Here is a 19,774-nt window from a genome sequence, read left to right on the forward strand (position 1 = left end):
CCTTCGCGAAGTCCCTGCGCCCTGGGATGCTTGACTTATATGTCTAGACATATAATCGTAAGGCGGTTCTGTCCAGCCGGCGTGTAATCAATCATGACCCGACTGCATTTCGCCTCCGCGCTCCTGCCCTCGGGCTGGGCCAATGACGTGCAGGTGGTGGTCACCGCCGGCGCGATCGCGGCGGTGACACCCGATGTGGCGCCTGCCGCGGGCGACGAGCGCCATGCCATCGCGCTTCCGGGACTGGCGAGCCTGCACAGCCACGCGTTTCAACGCGGCATGGCGGGACTTGCGGAGCTGCGCGGCGCTTCCACCGACACGTTCTGGACCTGGCGCGAGACGATGTATCGTTTCGCGCTGGCGATGACGCCTGACGACGTCGCCGATGTCGCCACGCTGCTTTATGTGGAGATGCTGGAGCAGGGGTTTACGCGGGTCGGCGAATTCCATTACCTGCATCACGATCGCGACGGGTCGCACTACGCCGATCCCGCCGAAATGGCGGCACGCATTGCACAGGCCGCCGAGGCCTCAGGCATGGGCCTGACGCTGCTGCCGAGTTTTTATGCGCATGGCTCGTTCGGCGGCGCGGCGCCGCACGACGGCCAGCGCCGCTTCATCAACTCGGTCGATCAGTTCGCCAAGCTGATGGCTGCATCACGCAAGGCGATCAGCAAATTGCCAGGCGCCAATATCGGCATCGCGCCGCACAGCCTGCGCGCGGTGGCGCCCGACGAACTCACTGCAATTATTCCGCTCGCGGAGGGTGGACCGGTGCACATTCACGCCGCCGAGCAGGTGAAAGAGGTCGAGGATTGCCTGGCCTGGGCGGGCCAGCGGCCCGTCCAATGGCTGCTGGAGCACGCACCGGTCGACCAGCGCTGGTGCCTCATTCACGCCACGCACACGACGAACGAGGAAGTCAGCGCATTCGCCAGGGCCGGCGCGGTCGCGGGCCTCTGCCCCGTGACCGAAGCAAGCCTCGGCGACGGCATCTTTCCGGCGCGGGAATTTCTCGACGCCGGTGGTTCGTTCGGCGTCGGCACCGATTCCAACGTGCTGGTCGGTGTCGCTGACGAACTGCGTCAGCTCGAATACGGCCAGCGGCTCAAGCATCGCGCGCGCAACGTACTTTCGGGCGGCGCCGGCCGCTCCACCGGCCGGACGCTGTTCGATGATGCCCTTGCGGGCGGCGCGCAGGCGCTGGCGCAGCCGGTTGCAGGCCTCGCACCCGGCGCTCGCGCAGACATCGTTACGCTCGACGCCGCGCATCCTTCGCTGGCGGGACGCGGCGGCGATGCGACCATCGACGGCTGGATCTTTGCGAGCGGCAACGGTGCGATCGATTGCGTCTGGGCCGGCGGCAACAAGGTTGTCGAAGGCGGACGACACAAATTGCGCCAGACTGCGCGCGAGCGGTTCAACGCCGCGGTGCGGAGGCTCGTCGCATGAGCCTTGCCACCGACGCATCCGACAAGCCGACGCTCTACAAGCGCATCCGTGCCGACATCGAAAAGCGCATCCTGACCGGCGAATGGCCGCCCGGCCATCGCATTCCGTTCGAGCACGAGCTGGTGGCGCGCTACGGCTGCTCGCGCATGACTGTCAACAAGGCGCTCTCCGAGCTCGCGCAGGCCGATCTGATCGAGCGGCGGCGGCGGGCTGGCTCCTTCGTGCGCCGGCCGCAGCATCAATCGGCTGTGTTGAAGATCGCCGACATCCGCGCCGAGATCACCGCGCTCGGTCGCGGTTACGGCTATGAGCTGATCAGCCGCAAGCTACGCGCGGCAACTGCTGCGGATCGCGAAAGGCTCGGCATCAAGAAGGCCGGCAAGGTGGTCGCGATTTCCTGCCGCCACAGCGCCGACAACGTGCCGTTTGCGGTCGAGGACAGGCTGATCGATCTGTCATCCGTGCCATCTGCCGCGACCGCGGATTTCTCGCGCGAACCGCCCGGCTCGTGGCTGCTTCATCATGTCCCATGGACGGAGGCCGAGCATACGATCAGCGCCATCGTTGCCGACGATCGCACGGCCGAGGCGCTCGACATTGCGGTCGGCGCGCCCTGCCTCGTGATCGACCGCTATACCTGGCGCAGCGCGCGCACGATCACCGCAGTGCGCCTGCTCTATCCCGGTGACTCTCACCGCCTTGTCGCGCGATTCAAGGGAGGTTGAGCAAACGATGTCGGCACAAATCGTGCAACGCTTCGACAGAGATCAACAGGACGTCAAACCATCTGGGCAAGAGGACGACAATCATGCGTAGTTCGACAGTTTTTGCGACAATCATTGCTCTCGCGGCCGCCGCGCCCGCGTTCGCCGACGACGTCAAGGTCGGCATCGGCATCTCCGGATGGACCGGCTTTGCGCCGCTGACGCTGGCGAAGGAAGCCGGCATCTTCAAGAAAAACGGCCTCGACGTCACCATCAAGAAGATCCCGCAGAAGGACCGTCACCTCGCCATCGCCTCCGGCGACGTGCAGTGCGCGGCAACCACGGTCGAAACCTGGATCTCCTGGAACGCCAACGGCGTTGCGACCAAGCAGATCTTCCAGCTCGACAAAAGCTATGGCGCCGACGGCATGGCCGTGCGCAACGACATCGCGTCGATCAAGGAGCTCAAGGGCAAGACGGTCGCAGCTTCGGCACCGGGCACCTCGCCCTATTTCGCGCTGGCCTGGATGCTGAAGAAGAACGGTCTGACAGTGAAGGACGTCACCGTCGTGAACCTCGAGCCGGCCGCCGCCGCGCAAGCCTTCGTCTCCGGCCAGAACGATGCCGCGATGACCTATGAGCCTTATTTGTCGACGGTGCGCGCCGCGCCGGACAAGGGCAAGATCATCGCGACCACCTTGGACTATCCGATCGTGATGGACACGTTCGGCTGCACGCCGAAATTCCTCAGCGAGAACCCAAAGGCGGCGCAGGCGCTGGCCGACAGCTATTTCGAATCGCTCGAGATGATCGCCAAGGACCAGGCCAAGTCCTATGAGATCATGGGCGCCGACGTGAAACAGACCGGCGAGCAGTTCGGCAACTCGGCAAAATATCTGCGCTGGCAGGACAAGGCCGCGAACCAGAAATTCTTCGCCGGCGATTTCCTCGCCTTCAACAAGGATGCCGCCGACCTTCTGCTCGAAATCGGCATCATCAAGTCGGCGCCGAAGGTCGAGGACCTCTTCGACGCCAGCTTCATCAAGTAAGACTTTCCCGATTGCCGGTTCCGCGGAGACGCGGGACCGGCTCGACCATTCGGATCAACTATCGATGCGTCCCCTGGATTCCGTGACATCGAAGCAGCGCGTGGCCTATGGCCTCGCTTTCTTCGTGCTGTTCGTCGCCCTCTGGTCGTGGGCAACCTTCGGCGGCCATGTATCGAAGACGTTTCTCGCCAATCCGCTGACCATGGTGCAGGAAGGCTACGACCTGCTGGTCAAGCAAGGTTTTGTATTCGACATCGGCATGACGATCTGGCGCGTCGTCGGCGGGTTCGCGCTGGCTGCGATCATCGCGGTGCCGCTCGGCGTGCTGATGGGCGCCTACAAGCCGATCGAAGCCTTCCTCGAGCCCTTCGTCTCCTTTGCGCGCTATCTGCCCGCCTCGGCCTTCATTCCGCTCCTCATCCTGTGGGCCGGCATCGGCGAGTTGCAGAAGCTGCTCGTCATCTTCATCGGCTCGGTGTTCCAGGTCATCCTGATGGTCGCCGTCACCGTCGGCGCGACGCGGCGCGATCTGGTGGAAGCCGCCTATACGCTCGGCGCCAGCGATCGCGGCATCATCCGCCGCGTGCTGCTGCCCTCCTCCGCACCCGAGATCGCCGAGATCCTGCGGCTGGTGCTGGGCTGGGCCTGGACCTACGTCATCGTCGCCGAGCTGATCGGCTCGTCCTCCGGCATCGGCCACATGATCACCGACAGCCAGGCGCTGCTCAACACCGGCCAGATCATCTTCGGCATCATCGTGATCGGCCTGATCGGCCTGCTCTCGGACTTCATGTTCAAGGCGTTCAACGCCTGGCTGTTTCCGTGGAGGCTGGCATGACGATCCTCAAGGTCGAGCAGGTCTCGCGCACTTTCCCGGCGCGCCACGGCAATGCGCCCACCCGCGCGCTGGAGCCGACCGACCTCACCATCGGCAACAACGACTTCGTCACCATCCTCGGCCCTTCCGGCTGCGGCAAGTCCACCCTGCTGCGCATCGTCGCCGGCCTCGACCGTCCGACCAGTGGGCGCGTTACGCTCGACGGCCGCGAAGTCACCGGCCCCGGCGCGGATCGCGGCATGGTGTTCCAGTCCTACACGCTGTTTCCCTGGCTCACCGTGCGCGAGAACATCGCCTTTGGCCTGCGCGAACGCGGCCTGCCGGAAGGCGAGCGCAACAAGGTCGCCGACGCCTTCATCCGCCGGGTGGGGCTATCAGGCTTCGAGAACCACTGGCCCAAGCAGCTCTCCGGCGGCATGCAGCAGCGTACGGCGATCGCGCGCGCGCTTGCCAACGATCCAAAAATCCTGCTGCTCGACGAGCCCTTCGGTGCGCTTGATAACCAGACCCGCGCCCTGATGCAGGAAATGCTGCTCGGCATCTGGGAACGCGACCAGAAGACCGTGCTGTTCGTGACGCACGACATCGAGGAAGCGATCTTTCTCGGCAGCCGCGTCATCGTCATGAGCGCCCGTCCCGCACGCATCAAGGCCGAGATCGGCGTGGACCTGCCGCATCCGCGCTCCTACAAGATCAAGACCACGCCGGAATTCGTCCAGCTCAAGGAACGGCTGGTCGAGGAAATCCGCACCGAGGCGCTGAAGGTTGCCGAACATGCCTGACACCCCTCCGCACGCCAATGGCGAGCGCGTCCTCGCCGATCTCAATGCGCTGCGTGCGCTGGGCACCTACAAGACCGGCGTGCACAAGCCGACCTTCTCCGAGCCGCATAAGCAATCGCTGGACTGGCTGGTGCGGAAACTGCCCGAGGCCGGCCTCACCGGCGGGATCGATGGTATCGGCAACATCGTCAGCACCAGCGCAAAACCCGGAACGAAGCTGCTCGCCGGATCGCACCTGGAAAGCCAGAACTATGCCGGCTGGCTCGATGGGCCGCTCGGTGTCGTCTATGCGCTCGAAGCGGCGCGCGTGCTCAATTCCGATGCTTCCGTGAAAGGCGCGGTCGAAGTGGCCGCATGGTGCGATGAAGAGGGCCATTTTGGCAGCTTCCTCGGCTCGCGCTCTTATGTCGGTCAGGTCAGCGAGGCCGAGATCGACGCGGCGCGCGACCGCACCAACGGCCGCACCATGCGCGATGCGCTGGCCGACATGGGGCTGGCTGGACGTCCGCGTATGACCGCCGAACCGGGGCGGCACGTCGGCTATCTCGAAGCACATATCGAGCAGGGCGACACGCTCGAGAGCGGCAGGCTCGCGATCGGCGTCGTGACCTCCATCGTCGGCATCTGGCAATATCGCATCACTTTCACCGGCGAGCAGAACCACGCCGGCACCACGCGCATGGCTGTGCGAAAAGACGCAGGGCTCGCGCTGGCAAAATTCTGCGTGGCGATCGACGAGCGCTTTCCAGCCGCGTGCGGGCCGCGCACGGTATGGACCACCGGCCGCATCACGCTCGATCCAGGCGCGCCGAGCATCATCCCCGGCGGCGCGGAGATGCTGTTCCAGATCCGCGACGACGATCCCTCCGTCATCGCGCGGCTGGAGCAGTTGCTGAAGACCATGGCGGAGGAGGCGACAGCCAAGGGCCCTTGCATCGTCAGCGTGGAGAAAATCCGCACCGGCGCCCCCGCCATGATGAACACCGGCATTCAGGACGCGATCGAGGGCGCGAGCAAGGCGCTTGCCGGGGGACGATCGCTGCGCATGCCGAGCGGCGCCGGCCACGATGCGCAGATGCTGGCGACCGTCATGCCTGCGGGCATGCTGTTCGTCCCGTCGATCGGCGGCATCAGCCATCACTGGACCGAAAACACCGCCGATGCCGACATCGTCACCGGCGCGCAGGTTTTCGTCGACGCATGCCGGCGGATCCTGGCCGGACTGCGCTAAAGCGCTCCCGAATCAGCGACGGCCCGCCCCCGCGCCTTGATGGACGAGGGCGCCAGCTTCGCACCAGCATCGCACCGGAAACTCTCTCAACCGGGCGCACCGGCCGCGCCCGGTGGACCCCGCAAGCACGGCTGACCGCGAACTGACGGCACGAGAGGATTCTGCCGGCCGCCGGCTCAAGAGAGGTTCAGCCATTCACATGTCTTCAAACGTTCAAATGTCTCCAGAGGTCGCAATTTCATTCCTGTCTCACCTGCAGGCCAAATTGTACGAGATCGCCGCGAGAGATCTTGAACAGAACCACGAGGCAGATCGTTATGGACCGGAACCCAGGCGAACGCTGGGCCCCGATCTCAAAAAGCATCAGAGCAGGCTCGAGGCCATCGCGCGATTGAAGAACTCGAAGACGCTTCCTCTGGTCTTGCTGGATACCTATCAGTTGCTGCAGGACGACTATTCCAGGGACGTCCTGCTGGAGTTGTACCTTCAACGCGTGATCGGGCACGACCTCGTCAAGATCTTCCGAAACTCTCCGAAATACTGGCAGGAACGGAGCCTGGCACGCAGCCTGCAAACGAACCGCCTGCCTGCGAAAAAAATCAGGAATATGAACTTCGAGCTGACTCATTTCGATCTGAAGGAGATCGGCTACGATCTCAATCTGTTTTCCGCTCCCATCGGGATCGACGCCACCTTCCTGAAAACGCAGTACGAGTACAGCGGGGTCAAGCCGGCGATCGCAGCGAAGACCGGGGATGTCGTCATCGAGGCCGGAAGCTGCTACGGCGATACGAGCCTGTATTTTGCATCGAAGGTGGGACCCACGGGGAAGGTCATCGGATTTGAATTCATACCTGACAATCTCGATATCCTGCGTCTGAACCTCGAACTGAATCCAAGATATCGGTCAAATATCGAGATCATCGAGCGACCGGTATGGGAGTCATCCGACAAGATTCTCTATATGCTGAACAATGGTCCGGGGAGCCAGGTTTCCGAACGCCCCCTCTCCCACGGCGCGACCGAAATCAGAACCGTCTCCATCGACGATGTGGTTCGCGACAGAAATCTGCCGCGTGTCGATTTCATCAAAATGGACATCGAGGGCGCCGAGCTTTCCGCGCTCAAGGGCGCCGTGCGCACGCTCGATCGGTTCAAACCGACATTGGCGATCTGCGTCTATCACAAGCCCAATGACTGGGTCGAACTTCCCCTCTTCATCAGTTCCTTGAACCTTGGCTACAAGATGTGGCTGGATCATTTTACGATCTACCCCGAGGAAACCGTGCTGTTCTGCAGGGCTGTCTGAAGCAGGCTGGAAGACGAGTTCACCCTCTATCGACCACGCACTGTGCACCATCGATGACATACGCCGCGTGACGAAAATCCCTGATGGTGGCGAGCTTGTCGGCGGACCAGTTCAGCAGCACGAAATATTTCGGCCGCCCGCTTGGCTCATTCGGATCGAACACCAGGATCGCCGGACGTCCCTCGACCTGTCCCGCCTCTAGGTGCCAATCGCTGACCTTCGAATAATTGCCGAAATAGCGCGACACCTCAGCCTTGCCTTTCAGCCGGGTGCGGTTGACGAGCTCGAGCCTGACGTCGTCGGCGATCATGGCGCGGATCGCGTCGAAGTCGCGGGCATTGAAATGGCTGACATAGGCGTTGAGCCGCGTCCGGTCGGCCTCCGATAGGCCCGGCTGCGGCACATCGTCAGGCTCCTCGGCGAACTCACGCAGCTGCGTGCGCCCGCGATGCAGCGCGGCCTTCACCGCGGACATGCTGAAATCCATGATGTCGCAGACCTCGGCAAGCGAGCAGCCGAGCACGTCCATCAGGATCACGCTGGAGCGCTGCGCCACCGGCAGCCGCATGAAAGTTCGCAGGCTGGTCGCAGCGATCTGGCGGCTTTCGACATCGTCAAGCTGGCCGGCGATCATCTCCACCCCCTCAGCCGAATGCAGCGCCGCCTGCCGGTTGCGGCGACGCAGGAAATCCAGCGCCGTGTTGTGCGCGATGCGGAACAGCCAACCTTGCGGATTGACGACGGGCGAGACCGATGGCAGCGCGTCTATCGCCTTGATCAGCGCATCCTGCAGCACGTCCTCGCCGTCGATGACCGAGCCGACCATGCGGGCGCAGTAGCGATGCAGCTTCGGCCGCATCCGCGCCAACAGGGCCTCGATATCGACGGTGGCCAGCGGGTCTGGCGCCATTGCTCCTCCGCCTCGCCTGGTCAGGACTGGTCCAGCATACGATAATTGCCGACGATCCTCACATCACGAACCAGCGGCGGCTCCACGCAGCGGTCCCGGATGCCGTCCTGGAACGCCTGAAACGCCTTCAGCTTCGGGATCGGGCTCGATCCGTCCTCGGCCGCGGCCTCGACGAGATGGATGAAGGTGTCGTCCTCCAGCCGCAGCGTGAGATAGCGCACGCCATCGGGGCTGGCCGCCTTCAACTCCGCAAATACGGCCGAGACCAGCTCGGCGTTCCGATCGGCCAGCTCCGGCTTGGCCTTGTATCTGATCAACGTCCTTCGCATCGCGCGCTCCTCAGCTATTCACCTGGTTGCTCGTCGCGCCATCGTCCACAGTAGCAATACTTTCCCGGAAGGCCGATGCCGCGTCACCCCCAGGACGTTTGACGACCGCTCAAGGATTCGGTCCGCAAAAGATTATTTCGGGACGCACCCTTTCCCCCGGCGAGCGGCCGCTGGTGGTGACGGGATTGCTGATGCAGGCGGTCGGCCTCGGCTGGATCGCGGAGATCGCGAGTCCCGCCGTGACCTATTCCGCTCTGGTGCCGCCGCTGGTGCTGGCCGGCGTCGTCGGGACCGATCGCCAGGCCGACAGAATGATAGGGTCAGTCCAGCTTGATCCAGACCCCCTTCGTGTTCAGGTACTCGTCGAGCTGTTCAGTGCCTCCCTCACGGCCATATCCGCTCATCTTGTAGCCGCCGAAGGGCAATGCAGGATCGATGGCGTGGTAGGTGTTCACCCAGACCGAGCCTGCGCGCAGGCTGCGCGAGACGATGTGGGCCTTGCTCACGTCGCGCGTGAAGACACCGGCCGCAAGCCCATATGGCGTCGCATTGGCCCGTTCCACGGCTTCATCGAGCGTGTCGAACGGCAGCGCGGAGATGACAGGACCAAAGATTTCGTCACGGGCGATCTGCATGGTGTCGGAGACGCCGGCGAACACCGTCGGCTCGACGAAGTTGCCCTTGGCGAGGTTTCCTTCCTTCAACCGCCTGCCACCGGCCACGACCTTCGCGCCCTCGTCGCGTCCGCTGCGCAGGAAGCCTTCAACCTTGTCGAGTTGCCGCTCGGAAACGAGGGGGCCGATGTCCGTCGAGGGATCGGCGCCATCGCCAATTTTCAGGGCCGAAGCAAACTTGCCCAGCCGTTCGACCAGTTCGTCGTGAATGGCCCGCTCGACGAACAGCCGCGAGCCGGCGATGCAGATCTGGCCTGAATTTGCGAATGCCGCCATTGCGGCAATCGGAACGGCCTTGTCGAGGTCGGCATCGGCGCAGACGATGACGGGTGACTTTCCGCCAAGCTCGAGCGACACCCGCTTGAGGTTGCCGGCAGAGGCACGAATGATGGCCTGCCCGGTCGCCGTGGAGCCCGTGAAGACGATTTTGTCGACGCCTTGATGTTCGGCCAGAGGCGCACCGGCCTCAGGCCCGGTCCCTGTCACGACGTTGACGACGCCGGGCGGCACGCCTGCCTCGTTCATCAAATCCGCGATCAGGAGCGGCGTCAGCGGCGCCTCTTCCGAGGGCTTGAGCACGATCGTACAGCCGGTCGCCAGCGCAGGTCCGATCTTCCAGACCGACGCAGCCGTGGGCGCGTTCCAGGGAATGATCGCGCCGACCACGCCGACGGGCTCCTTCCGCGTGAACGAGACGATGTCGCCTGGAAGCGAATTGTCGATCGTCTGCCCGTGAATCGCGGTCGCCATGCCGGCGTAATATCTCAGCATGCCGAGCACGCGAAGCTTGTTCGCCCGCGTCCTCACGATCGGCATGCCCATGTCCGCCGTGTCGGACTGGCTGATCTCCTCCCAATGCTTCTCAAACAGATCGGCGATGCGCAGCAGCAGCGCCTGCCGCTCGAACGGCTTGAAGCGGTTCCATGGTCCGACAAGGGCGCGGCGAGCGGCGGTGACGGCGATGTCGACGTCGCCGGCATCGCCACGCGGGACACGGCCGATCACTTCGCCCGTTGCCGGGTTGCGCGTCTCGAAGACCTTCCCCGAGCGCGCCTCGACCCACGTGCCATCAACGAACATCTTGCGAGTTCGGCCGTCTACGGGAAATCGGATCTCGGTCTTTGTCATTCGCTCAGTCTTTCCTGTCTCAACGCTCATTCTCTGGCCTGGGCTGCCGGCCTCGCCTTGCGAAGCAGCCGTGCCAGGTCCGAAATATAGGCTCGGCCATGGCCGCCTTCGACCTCGGCTGCGGTGGCGGAGCGGACGCCGTCTGCGATCGCTTTGGAGGCGCCCGAGCCGTTCGCCATCGTCTGGTCTTAACCGATATGCTTTAGCGCATTGGCGACGAAGAATGGAACGGTGCCGACGTCACCCGTCATCAGGGCCGGAAGAGGCACACGATCATTGAGAAAGACTGATACCCCGTTCAGGATTACTGCGGTGACACGGGACCCATTTGGCTAGACCTGCACCGAGGTCAGCTTTTTCAGGCAGCGCAGCGCAAACGATGAGCGGCTGTGGCGAATGCCTGGAATGCGATAGAGCTTCTCGCGCAGAAAGCGTTCGTAGCCGGCGGTGCTTTCGACCGCGACCTTCACGACGTAGTCGTAGTCGCCGGTGGTGAGATAGGCCTCGATCACCTCCGGCAAGCTCGTCAGCAACTGGCCGAAACGCTCGAGCATCTCCTCATCGTGGCGATCGAGCGTCAGCTCTATGATAACCGTCTCGGGCAGGCCGAGCTTGTCCTGATTGAGCAGCGCAACGTAGCCATCGATGTAGCCCTGCGTTTCCAGACGCTTCAGCCTGTTCCAGCACGGCGTGGTGGAGAGCCCGATTCTTTCGGCGAGTTGCACCGTGGTCAGGCGTGCATCCTGCTGCAGGGCGCGCAGGATCTTGCGATCGATCTCGTCGAGCCGAAGCGCATCCTTGCGCGGTGCCTTGACCGGCCTTGTGGCACGCCTGGCTGGCGCCATACCGAGAACTTCTTTCTGGATTTTCCAACAATATGTAGAAAATTCCTCCTAGCTACCCATGGTATACCGAGATTAATGGAACGACAATCCTGACGTTTGGCAGTACCGTTTCCTAAAAGATTGAGACCAACGCGGTGTTTTTGCTCGAACTCCAGACCAGCGATATGCACGCCGCACTCGGCCGCCTGCTCGACCAGACGCGTGTCGCCGGACTTCGGCTCGCGGCCGTCAGCGCACGGGCGGACGCGAGCGAATGCCGCATCTCGGCTTCCATGGACATCGATGATCGCGACGCTGTCGACCGGATCGCTCGCCGCGTCGGCGCGTTGTTCTGCATCGATGCGATCGAGGTGAGAGGTGAAAGCCAATGCCCGACTCGGACCTCACACATGACACCATGAGCCCGCGGCGCGATATGGCTCCATCCCCCGCGCCTGCGCCACTGAAGCTGCACGTGCCCGAGCCGGCAGTGCGCCCGGGCGGCACGCCCGATTTCTCGAACATCCGCATCCCGCGCGCCGGCCAGGTCGATCGTCCCAGCGTCGACGTCGATCCCGAGGCCATCCGCGATCTCGCCTTCTCCGTCATCCGTGTGCTCAATCGCGACAGCGAAGCGGTGGGGCCCTGGGCCGGGGCGCTCTCGGACAGTGAATTGCTCGAGGGCCTGCGCCACATGATGACGCTGCGTGCGTTCGATGCGCGCATGCAAATGGCGCAGCGCCAGGGCAAGACCTCGTTCTATATGCAGCATATGGGCGAAGAGGCGGTGAGCTGCGCCTTCCGCAAGGCGCTTCTTCCGGGCGACATGAATTTTCCGACCTATCGCCAGGCGGGGCTCTTGATCGCTGGAGGCTACTCGCTGGTCGAGATGGCCTGCCAGATCTACTCCAACACGCACGATCCCCTGAAGGGGCGCCAATTGCCCGTGATGTATTCCTCCAGGGAACACGGCTTCTTCTCGATCTCGGGCAATCTCGCCACCCAGTACATCCAGGCGGTCGGCTGGGCGATGGCGTCCGCCATCAAGAACGACACCAAGATCGCCGTTGGCTGGATCGGCGACGGTGCAACCGCAGAATCGGACTTCCATGCCGCGCTGGTGTTCGCTTCGACATATCGCGCGCCGGTCGTGCTCAACATCGTCAACAATCAATGGGCCATCTCGACCTTCCAGGGGATCGCGCGCGGTGGCTCCGGCACGTTCGCCGCGCGCGGTCTCGGCTTCGGCATTCCGGCGCTGCGCGTCGACGGCAACGACTACCTCGCAGTCCATGCGGTCGCGAAATGGGCTTGCGAGCGCGCACGCCGCAATCTCGGCCCGACCCTGATCGAACATGTCACCTACCGCGTCGGCGCTCACTCCACCTCCGATGACCCGGCAGGCTATCGGCCGAAGACGGAATCCGACGCATGGCCGCTCGGAGATCCCGTGATCCGGCTGAAGAACCATCTGATCGTTCGCGGTGCCTGGTCGGAGGAGCGGCACAAGCAGACGGAGGCCGAGATCCTCGACACCGTAATCTCGGCGCAGAAGGAGGCCGAAAGCTACGGCACGCTCCATTCCGAGCAGCGGCCTACGGCACGCGACATGTTCGAGGGCGTGTTCGCCGAGATGCCTCCGCATCTGCGCCGCCAGCGCCAGGAAGCCGGAGTCTGAACCATGACACGCCGGACCATGATCGAGGCCATCAGGGATGCCATGGACGTGATGATGTCGCGCGACGACGGTGTCGTCGTGTTCGGCGAGGACGTCGGCTATTTCGGCGGCGTGTTTCGCGCCAGCCAGGGACTGCAGGCGAAATACGGAACGAGCCGCTGCTTCGATACCCCGATCAGCGAGCTCGGCATCGTCGGCATCGCGGTAGGCATGGCGGCCTACGGATTGAAGCCCTGCGTCGAGATTCAGTTCGCCGACTACATGTATCCTGCCTACGACCAGATCGTCTCGGAGGCTGCACGGCTGCGCTATCGCTCCAACGGCCAGTTCACCTGCCCGCTTGTGGTTCGCATGCCGACCGGCGGCGGCATCTTTGGCGGGCAAACGCACAGCCAGAGCCCGGAAGCGCTGTTCACCCACGTCTGCGGTATCAAGACCGTCGTGCCGTCGAACCCGCGCGACGCCAAGGGTCTTCTGATCTCGGCCATCGAGGATCCCGATCCCGTGATCTTTCTCGAGCCGAAGCGTCTCTATAACGGTCCGTTCGACGGCCACCATGACCGGCCGGTGACGCCGTGGTCGAAGCACGATCTAGGCGAAGTCGACGACGGCCATTTTGCAATTCCGCTCGGCAGCGCCGCGATCCGCAGAGAGGGCAACGCCGTCACCATCCTCGCCTACGGGACGATGGTTCATGTCGCCGAGACCGCCGCGAACGAAACCGGTATCGACGCCGAGATCATCGATCTTCGCTCACTGCTGCCGCTCGATCTGGATACCATCGAAGCCTCGGTGAAGAAGACCGGACGCTGCGTGATCGTGCATGAGGCAACGCTTACCTCCGGCTTCGGGGCCGAGCTCTGTGCGCTGGTCCAGACGCGATGCTTCTATCATCTTGAAGCTCCCATCCTGCGCGTCGCCGGCTGGGATACGCCCTACCCGCACGCGCAGGAATGGGACTACTTCCCTGGCCCGGCGCGCATTGGCCGCGCGCTGATCGAAACGATGGAGGCCTGAGATGGCCGAGCGCGTGGTCAGGCTGCCCGACGTCGGCGAAGGCATTGCGGAAGCCGAACTGGTGGAATGGCATGTGAAGGTCGGCGATGTCGTTCGTGAGGACGCCGTGCTCGGCGCCGTCATGACCGACAAGGCGACCGTCGAAATCCCCTCGCCGGCTGATGGACGCGTCACCTGGCTCGCCGGCAATGTAGGCGATCTTCTCGCCATCGGCTCGGACTTCGTTCGGCTGGAGGTCGACGGCAAGAGCGAGCCGGCGCCGGAGGCGGCGAAAGTGGCATCACCCGCGGCAAGCGCCGAGGCCAAAGGGGCGGATCACGGCGCAACCATCCCGCGCGCGCCGGCGGGTGCACAGAAATCGAAGCCCTCCGCTGCGCCACTCCATCACGCGGCCGAACGGCCTTTGGCCGCTCCTGCCGTCCGGCTCCGTGCGCGCGAAGCTGGCGTCGACCTGCGGCAGATCCGCGGCACCGGTCCGGCTGGGCGGATCACTCACGACGATCTCGACGCTCTTCTCTTGCGCGGCCGCGCTGGAACGCCAGCGACGCCGCACCAGGCCCAAACTGCTGTCACCGACATCAAGATCGTCGGCTTGCGGCGCAAGATCGCCGAGAAGATGTCGATTGCGAACGCGCGCATCCCGCACATCACCTATGTCGAGGAGGTCGATGTCACGGCGCTCGAGGATTTGCGCGTGAAGGTCAACGGCCGCAAGCTGCCGGACAAGCCGAAGCTGACATTGCTGCCGTTTCTGATGCGCGCGATGGTGCGCGCGATCGCCGAGCTGCCGCATCTCAATTCCCATTTCGACGATGAGGCCGGAATCGTGCACCAGCACGCCGGCGTTCATATCGGGATCGCCACCCAGACCCCGACCGGCCTGATGGTCCCCGTCGTCAGCCATGCCGAAGCGCGTGACCTCTGGGGTTGCGCCAGTGAGATCGCCCGGCTTGCGGAAGCCGCCCGAAACGGCAGCGCCACCCGCGACGAACTCACCGGCTCAACCATCACCATCACATCGCTCGGCGCCCTCGGCGGGCTGGCGACGACGCCCATCATCAATCACCCGGAGGTCGCGATCGTCGGCGTCAACCGGATCGCGATCCGGCCGCACTGGGACGGTTCGGCTTTCGTCCCGCGACAGATGATGAACCTGTCGTCCAGCTTCGATCATCGGGTGATCGATGGTTTCGATGCCGCTCAGTTCGTGCAGCGCATCAAGCTGCTTTTGGAGACGCCGGCCATGATTTTCATTGACTGAAAAAGCGATGACCGAGATCACCTGCAAGCTCCTCGTCATCGGCGCCGGCCCCGGCGGCTACACCTGCGCGATCCGTGCCGGCCAGCTCGGCATCGATACGATCGTCATCGAAGCCGAAAGGCCGGGTGGCACCTGCCTCAATGTCGGCTGCATTCCCTCGAAGGCCCTGATCCACGCCGCGGGCGAGTATGAAACGATTGCGGCTGCGGCCGAGGGCAAGAGCGCGCTCGGAATTTCGACTGCAAGGCCGTCGCTCGATTTCGGCAAGACCATCGCCTGGAAAGACGGCATCGTCAGGCGCTTGAACGGCGGCGTGGCTGACCTGCTGAAGAAAGCCGGCGTCAGGCTGATTGCCGGGCACGCTCGCTTTCGTGACGGCAAGTCGATCGAGGTCAAAACGCAATCCGGCTCGCAGATGATTCATGCCGAAGCGGTGGTGATCGCGACAGGGTCTGAGCCGATTGCGATTCCGACTCTGCCGTTCGGAGGCCCTGTGATCTCCTCCACCGAGGCCCTTGCGCTGACCGAGATTCCGGACAGGCTGATCGTGGTCGGCGGCGGCTATATCGGTTTGGAGCTCGGCACGGCGTTCGCAAAGATGGGCGCGGTCGTCACGGTCGTCGAGGCCGCTTCACGCATTCTGCCGCAATATGATGCCGAACTGAGCGCGCCTGTGGGAAGGCGCCTCGCCGCGCTCGGGGTCGGCGTTCTGACAGGCGCGAAGGCGAAAGCTCTCGTTTCGGACGGCACAGCGCTCGCGGTCGAGACCGCCGACGGCCAGCAGACGACCCTCGATGCCGACAAGATTCTGGTGACGGTGGGCCGCAGGCCTGTGACATTAGGATACGGCCTCGAGACCCTCGATCTCGACATGAACGGATCTTTCATCCGGATTGACGACCGATGCCGTTCTTCGATGCGCGGCGTCTTCGCCATCGGCGACGTCACGGGCGAGCCGATGCTGGCGCATCGCGCCATGGCGCAAGGCGAGATGGTCGCAGAGATCGCCGCCGGCCGTCACCGCGCCTGGGACAGGGTTTCGATCCCGGCGATCTGCTTCACCGATCCCGAGATCGTCACGGTCGGCTTGTCGCCGAGCGAGGCAAGCGGTCAGAGCTTCGACATCAAGACGGACCGCTTTCCGTTCAAGGCCAACGGCCGCGCACTGACGCTGGAGCGCGAGGACGGCTTCATCCGGACCGTGGCGCGGGCGGACAATCATGTTCTGCTTGGCATCCAGGGCGTCGGAGCCGGTATCGCCGAGCTCTCTGCGGCCTTCAGCTTGGCACTGGAAATGGGCGCGCGGCTCGAGGACGTCGCCTTCACCATTCACGCGCATCCAACCCAAAGCGAGGCCTTCCATGAGGCTGCTCTGAAGTTGCTGGGCCACGCAATTCACATCTGAAACATAGAGGGAGAAGCCGTGAGCCGGAGAGGAGACCGACAGCTACGTGCTCGGCAAGATCAACGTCAACTCAGTCTTCCCGATCCCGGATGGCGCGCCGGCAGAGCTGCGCAGATGAGAATCTGTTCTCCGGCCCCGGTGCGCAGTCACGCGGCAACTTCGATCGGTGCCTTCGCGCCGGTCATGAAGGCAACCGCATCCGACATCGTGTAGGCCTTGGGATCGATCACCGTGAGCCGCCGACCGAGTCGATGAATATGGATGCGATCGGCTATCTCGAACACGTGCGGCATGTTGTGGCTGATCAGGACCACCGAAACGCCACGCCGCCGCACATCGAGGATCAGTTCCAGCACCCGACGCGATTCCTTGACGCCGAGCGCCGCTGTCGGTTCGTCCATGATGACGACGCGCGAGCCGAAGGCCGCAGCCCTCGCAACCGCCACACCCTGGCGCTGACCGCCCGACAAGGTTTCGACCCGCTGATTGATACTTTGCACGGTCATAAGACCAAGCTCGGTGAGCTTCTCGCGGGCGATGCGCTGCATGGCCTTGCGATCGAGCATGCGGCAGATCGTTCCGAGCGGCCCGGCCCGGCGCAGTTCGCGGCCGAGGAACATATTGTCGGCGATCGATAGGCTGGGCGACAGAGCAAGCGTCTGGTAAACCGTCTCGATGCCGGCCGCCTGAGCGTCGAGCGGCGAACGAAATGCGACTGTCTTGCCGGCGAGTTTGATTTCGCCTGAGTCCGGAACCAGTGCGCCCGAGAGCGCGCGGATCAGCGATGACTTTCCGGCACCATTGTCTCCGATCACGGCCAAGATCTCGCCCGGATAGAGATCGAAGTCGGCATGATCGAGCGCCGTCACGCGGCCATAGCGCTTGTTGAGGCCGCGTGCCTGAAGGAGCGGAGTTGTACCGGGAACGTTCGATCCTGTGCTCATGCCGACACCTTGCGAATCCATTGATCAAGCGCCACTGCGATGATGATCAGCCAGCCGACGGCGAATTCTTGCCAGAGCACGTCGACATCTGACAACGCGAGCCCGTTGCGAAATACGCCGACGATCAATGCGCCGATCAGCGTGCCGATAATCGAACCACGCCCGCCGAACAGACTAGCCCCACCGACGACCACCGCAGTGATGCTGTCCAGATTGGCTGTCTGGCCGGCCTGCGGGCTGATCGAGCCAATGCGTCCGATCAATGCCCAGGCACCAAGCGCGCAAATCACGCCGGCGATCACATAGACACTGAAGAGAATGCGGTCGGTCCGGATGCCGGAAAGCCGCGCAGCATCGGGATCGTCGCCCACCGCATAGAGATGGCGCCCGAAGGCGGTGCGATTCAACACGAACCAGATCAACGCCACGAGGCCGAGCATGAAGAAGGAGCCGTAGGTGAAGCGGGCGCCAAGAATGTTGACCGGCGTTCCCAGGGCCTGCAGCAGCGGGGCGATTTTCGCGACCTCCTGCGAACGGATGGTCTCGGACGCCGAATACCAAAGATTGAGCGCGAAGAAGATCGACCACGTCCCGAGCGTCACGATGAAAGGCGGCAGCTTGAGTCGGGTCACGAGCGTACCGTTGATCACGCCGCAGCCGGCACCTGCGGCCACGCCGACAACGAGCGCGATGGGAGCCGGCAGTCCCATGGTGACCGCGAGCTTGCCCATGATGACGGAGCACAGCACCATGATGGCCCCAACCGAGAGATCGATGCCGGCGGTGATCACGATCAACGTCTGCGCCGCCCCGATCACGCCGATGATCGTGACCTGCTGGATGATCAGCGACAAGTTGAACATCGACAGAAAACGCGAGCCGACGGCGAAGCCGAACGCCGCAACGCTGAGCAGCAGCACGATCGCCGGCACTGCTGTCGGATTGGCGTGCAGGAAATGCTGAAGCTTCTGCAGCGGCGATCGTGCACGAACCTCGAACTCGGCGACGCGACTCTCGCCCTTGTCGAGCACGAGCTCGAAGGCCGGGGCAGCCGGGCGGCTACTGCCGATATCGGTCATGACCATTTTCCTCGTTGCATGCGGGGATCTGCCCGTCCGATCGCGGACGGGTTTCCGTCTCTTGGCGCCCGGCTCGCGGGCGCCAATCCTTGGCGGCGACGACAAGTCAGAGCTGCGATCAGCCCCAGCACTTCTTCAAGGCAGCAGCGCTGTCGATCGACGGCATTTCGCCAACAGGCTTGTCGGTGACGAGTTCGACGCCGGTATTGACGAAGTCGAGACCGGGCGACGCCTTCGGCTTGCCGCCGCCGGTGGCAAAAGTCTTCACCGCCTCAACGCCCTTCGCCGCCATCAGCAGCGGGAATTGCATGGAGGTGGCGCCGATGACGCCGTCCTTCACGTTGCGCACGCCAGGGCAACCGCCGTCGACCGAAACGATCAGCACATCCTTGTCGCGGCCAACCGAGCGCAAGGCCTCGTAAGCTCCCGCCGCCGCAGGCTCGTTGATGGTATAGACGAGCGAGATGTCCGGATTCTTCTGGAGCAGATTCTCCATCGCCTTGCGGCCGCCTTCCTCGCTGCCGAGCGTCACATCGTGACCGACGATGCGCGCATCCTTCTCGTCACCGATCTTGGCGGGGTTGCCGAGATCGATGCCAAAGCCTTTCAGAAAGCCCTGATCGCGCGCGACATCGACCGAGATCTGGTTCACGTTGAGGTCGAGCAGCGCAATCTTCGCCGATGCCGCCTTGGCGCCCAGCGTCTTGGCAGCCCATTGGCCGATCATTTCACCTGCCAGGAAATTGTCGGTGGCGAACGTCACATCAGCCGCATTCGCCGGATCGAGCGGGGTGTCGAGGGCGATGACCAGAATGCCCGCGGCCCGCGCCTTCTCGACAGCGGGGACGACCGCGCGGGAGTCGTTTGGTGTGATCAGGATGCCCTTGGCACCGGCGGCGATCAGGTTCTCGATAGCCGCGACCTGGCTCTCATTGTCGCCGTCGACCTTTCCGGCAAACGAGCGGAGCTCGACATCATTCGCCTTGGCCGCCTCGTCGGCGCCGGCCTTCATCTTCACGAAGAACGGGTTGGTGTTGGTCTTGGTGATGAGGCCCACGATCGGCTTGTCGGCCGCGAAACTGCTGGTGGTGCCCAGAGCCAGCGCGAACGCTGTGAATAGTCCGAGTGACTGACGCATCAATTCCCTCCTCGTTAGTCGT

Annotated in this window: 20 protein-coding genes; 12 read left to right on the forward strand and 8 right to left on the reverse strand. The window is 63.6% G+C overall.

All coding sequences use genetic code 11. The features are described from left to right. Nucleotides 1-93: 93 nt before the first annotated feature. From XH80_RS28810 to XH80_RS28840, 7 genes are all read left to right on the forward strand, one after another. On the forward strand, nt 94-1,452 hold the full coding sequence (locus tag XH80_RS28810) for a formimidoylglutamate deiminase (protein ID WP_271601485.1): 1,359 nt from the start codon (nt 94-96) through the stop codon (nt 1,450-1,452). Further along, nucleotides 1,449-2,177, forward strand: a complete 729-nt coding sequence (gene hutC, locus XH80_RS28815) for a histidine utilization repressor (RefSeq protein WP_271601486.1) — start codon at nt 1,449-1,451, stop codon at nt 2,175-2,177. The genes XH80_RS28810 and hutC overlap by 4 nt, the downstream gene beginning before the upstream one ends. Before the next feature lie 83 nt (nt 2,178-2,260). Next, nucleotides 2,261-3,205 carry an ABC transporter substrate-binding protein gene (locus tag XH80_RS28820; RefSeq protein ID WP_271601487.1) on the forward strand — a complete coding sequence of 315 codons (945 nt, stop codon included), beginning with the start codon at nt 2,261-2,263 and terminating at the stop codon, nt 3,203-3,205. A gap of 64 nt (nt 3,206-3,269) precedes the next feature. After that, nucleotides 3,270-4,043, forward strand: coding sequence for an ABC transporter permease (locus XH80_RS28825; RefSeq protein WP_128950497.1), 774 nt, complete (start codon nt 3,270-3,272; stop codon nt 4,041-4,043). Next, entirely contained in the window at nt 4,040-4,825 is a 786-nt protein-coding gene (locus XH80_RS28830) for an ABC transporter ATP-binding protein (protein ID WP_271601488.1), read from the forward strand. Before XH80_RS28825 ends, XH80_RS28830 begins: the two co-directional genes overlap by 4 nt. Continuing rightward, on the forward strand, nt 4,818-6,056 hold the full coding sequence (locus XH80_RS28835; RefSeq protein ID WP_271601489.1) for a Zn-dependent hydrolase: 1,239 nt from the start codon (nt 4,818-4,820) through the stop codon (nt 6,054-6,056). Before XH80_RS28830 ends, XH80_RS28835 begins: the two co-directional genes overlap by 8 nt. 265 nt (nt 6,057-6,321) lie before the next feature. Further along, the gene (locus XH80_RS28840; protein WP_271601490.1) at nt 6,322-7,365 is read left to right on the forward strand and encodes an FkbM family methyltransferase; all 1,044 of its coding nucleotides are present in this window, start codon (nt 6,322-6,324) and stop codon (nt 7,363-7,365) included. A gap of 19 nt (nt 7,366-7,384) precedes the next feature. On the opposite strand, the gene XH80_RS28845 is transcribed toward XH80_RS28840, so the two are convergent. The 5 genes from XH80_RS28845 to XH80_RS28865 all read right to left on the reverse strand — a co-directional run bounded on the left by XH80_RS28845 (nt 7,385) and on the right by XH80_RS28865 (nt 11,251). After that, the gene (locus XH80_RS28845) at nt 7,385-8,275 is read right to left on the reverse strand and encodes a sigma-70 family RNA polymerase sigma factor (protein WP_271601491.1); all 891 of its coding nucleotides are present in this window, start codon (nt 8,273-8,275) and stop codon (nt 7,385-7,387) included. A gap of 20 nt (nt 8,276-8,295) precedes the next feature. Continuing rightward, nucleotides 8,296-8,604 carry a hypothetical protein gene (locus tag XH80_RS28850; RefSeq protein WP_271601492.1) on the reverse strand — a complete coding sequence of 103 codons (309 nt, stop codon included), beginning with the start codon at nt 8,602-8,604 and terminating at the stop codon, nt 8,296-8,298. A 320-nt stretch (nt 8,605-8,924) separates the two neighbouring features. Then, complete coding sequence (locus XH80_RS28855; protein ID WP_271601493.1) at nt 8,925-10,406, reverse strand: aldehyde dehydrogenase family protein; 1,482 nt, start codon at nt 10,404-10,406, stop codon at nt 8,925-8,927. A gap of 26 nt (nt 10,407-10,432) precedes the next feature. Beyond that, the gene (locus XH80_RS28860) at nt 10,433-10,585 is read right to left on the reverse strand and encodes a hypothetical protein (RefSeq protein ID WP_271601494.1); all 153 of its coding nucleotides are present in this window, start codon (nt 10,583-10,585) and stop codon (nt 10,433-10,435) included. Nucleotides 10,586-10,738: 153 nt separating this feature from the next. Next, entirely contained in the window at nt 10,739-11,251 is a 513-nt protein-coding gene (locus XH80_RS28865) for an Lrp/AsnC family transcriptional regulator (RefSeq protein WP_271601495.1), read from the reverse strand. A gap of 134 nt (nt 11,252-11,385) precedes the next feature. Between XH80_RS28865 and XH80_RS28870 the strand changes: the two genes are divergently transcribed. The 5 genes from XH80_RS28870 to lpdA are packed head-to-tail and all read left to right on the forward strand — an operon-like array spanning nt 11,386 to nt 16,591. Continuing rightward, the gene (locus tag XH80_RS28870) at nt 11,386-11,652 is read left to right on the forward strand and encodes a hypothetical protein (RefSeq protein ID WP_271601496.1); all 267 of its coding nucleotides are present in this window, start codon (nt 11,386-11,388) and stop codon (nt 11,650-11,652) included. Nucleotides 11,653-11,666: 14 nt separating this feature from the next. Next, complete coding sequence (locus XH80_RS28875; RefSeq protein WP_271601621.1) at nt 11,667-12,908, forward strand: 3-methyl-2-oxobutanoate dehydrogenase (2-methylpropanoyl-transferring) subunit alpha; 1,242 nt, start codon at nt 11,667-11,669, stop codon at nt 12,906-12,908. 3 nt (nt 12,909-12,911) lie between these two features. After that, nucleotides 12,912-13,925, forward strand: a complete 1,014-nt coding sequence (locus XH80_RS28880; RefSeq protein WP_271601497.1) for an alpha-ketoacid dehydrogenase subunit beta — start codon at nt 12,912-12,914, stop codon at nt 13,923-13,925. 1 nt (nt 13,926) lies between these two features. Continuing rightward, entirely contained in the window at nt 13,927-15,186 is a 1,260-nt protein-coding gene (locus XH80_RS28885; RefSeq protein ID WP_271601498.1) for a dihydrolipoamide acetyltransferase family protein, read from the forward strand. A gap of 7 nt (nt 15,187-15,193) precedes the next feature. Beyond that, on the forward strand, nt 15,194-16,591 hold the full coding sequence (gene lpdA / locus XH80_RS28890; protein WP_271601499.1) for a dihydrolipoyl dehydrogenase: 1,398 nt from the start codon (nt 15,194-15,196) through the stop codon (nt 16,589-16,591). A 146-nt stretch (nt 16,592-16,737) separates the two neighbouring features. Here the strand turns inward: lpdA and XH80_RS28895 are convergent, their stop codons facing one another. The 3 genes from XH80_RS28895 to XH80_RS28905 all read right to left on the reverse strand — a co-directional run bounded on the left by XH80_RS28895 (nt 16,738) and on the right by XH80_RS28905 (nt 19,752). After that, on the reverse strand, nt 16,738-17,556 hold the full coding sequence (locus tag XH80_RS28895; RefSeq protein ID WP_439409180.1) for an ATP-binding cassette domain-containing protein: 819 nt from the start codon (nt 17,554-17,556) through the stop codon (nt 16,738-16,740). Then, complete coding sequence (locus tag XH80_RS28900) at nt 17,532-18,614, reverse strand: ABC transporter permease (protein ID WP_271601501.1); 1,083 nt, start codon at nt 18,612-18,614, stop codon at nt 17,532-17,534. The genes XH80_RS28895 and XH80_RS28900 overlap by 25 nt, the downstream gene beginning before the upstream one ends. Before the next feature lie 118 nt (nt 18,615-18,732). Next, on the reverse strand, nt 18,733-19,752 hold the full coding sequence (locus tag XH80_RS28905) for a sugar ABC transporter substrate-binding protein (protein ID WP_271601502.1): 1,020 nt from the start codon (nt 19,750-19,752) through the stop codon (nt 18,733-18,735). Between the last annotated feature and the right edge of the window lie 22 nt (nt 19,753-19,774).

The sequence above is a fragment of the Bradyrhizobium sp. CCBAU 45384 genome (assembly GCF_028128665.1).
Lineage (GTDB): Bacteria > Pseudomonadota > Alphaproteobacteria > Rhizobiales > Xanthobacteraceae > Bradyrhizobium > Bradyrhizobium manausense.

Bases quoted from the DNA above. Each gene is read 5' to 3' on its own strand.
- XH80_RS28905 (WP_271601502.1), bottom strand. From the start codon at position 19,752: ATGCGTCAGTCACTCGGACTATTCACAGCGTTCGCGCTGGCTCTGGGC.
- XH80_RS28860 (WP_271601494.1), bottom strand. From the start codon at position 10,585: ATGGCGAACGGCTCGGGCGCCTCCAAAGCGATCGCAGACGGCGTCCGC.
- XH80_RS28885 (WP_271601498.1), top strand. From the start codon at position 13,927: ATGGCCGAGCGCGTGGTCAGGCTGCCCGACGTCGGCGAAGGCATTGCG.
- XH80_RS28900 (WP_271601501.1), bottom strand. From the start codon at position 18,614: ATGACCGATATCGGCAGTAGCCGCCCGGCTGCCCCGGCCTTCGAGCTC.
- XH80_RS28855 (WP_271601493.1), bottom strand. From the start codon at position 10,406: ATGACAAAGACCGAGATCCGATTTCCCGTAGACGGCCGAACTCGCAAG.
- XH80_RS28830 (WP_271601488.1), top strand. From the start codon at position 4,040: ATGACGATCCTCAAGGTCGAGCAGGTCTCGCGCACTTTCCCGGCGCGC.
- XH80_RS28895 (WP_439409180.1), bottom strand. From the start codon at position 17,556: ATGGATTCGCAAGGTGTCGGCATGAGCACAGGATCGAACGTTCCCGGT.
- XH80_RS28810 (WP_271601485.1), top strand. From the start codon at position 94: ATGACCCGACTGCATTTCGCCTCCGCGCTCCTGCCCTCGGGCTGGGCC.
- lpdA (WP_271601499.1), top strand. From the start codon at position 15,194: ATGACCGAGATCACCTGCAAGCTCCTCGTCATCGGCGCCGGCCCCGGC.
- XH80_RS28875 (WP_271601621.1), top strand. From the start codon at position 11,667: ATGGCTCCATCCCCCGCGCCTGCGCCACTGAAGCTGCACGTGCCCGAG.
- hutC (WP_271601486.1), top strand. From the start codon at position 1,449: ATGAGCCTTGCCACCGACGCATCCGACAAGCCGACGCTCTACAAGCGC.
- XH80_RS28835 (WP_271601489.1), top strand. From the start codon at position 4,818: ATGCCTGACACCCCTCCGCACGCCAATGGCGAGCGCGTCCTCGCCGAT.
- XH80_RS28850 (WP_271601492.1), bottom strand. From the start codon at position 8,604: ATGCGAAGGACGTTGATCAGATACAAGGCCAAGCCGGAGCTGGCCGAT.
- XH80_RS28825 (WP_128950497.1), top strand. From the start codon at position 3,270: ATGCGTCCCCTGGATTCCGTGACATCGAAGCAGCGCGTGGCCTATGGC.
- XH80_RS28880 (WP_271601497.1), top strand. From the start codon at position 12,912: ATGACACGCCGGACCATGATCGAGGCCATCAGGGATGCCATGGACGTG.
- XH80_RS28845 (WP_271601491.1), bottom strand. From the start codon at position 8,275: ATGGCGCCAGACCCGCTGGCCACCGTCGATATCGAGGCCCTGTTGGCG.
- XH80_RS28865 (WP_271601495.1), bottom strand. From the start codon at position 11,251: ATGGCGCCAGCCAGGCGTGCCACAAGGCCGGTCAAGGCACCGCGCAAG.
- XH80_RS28820 (WP_271601487.1), top strand. From the start codon at position 2,261: ATGCGTAGTTCGACAGTTTTTGCGACAATCATTGCTCTCGCGGCCGCC.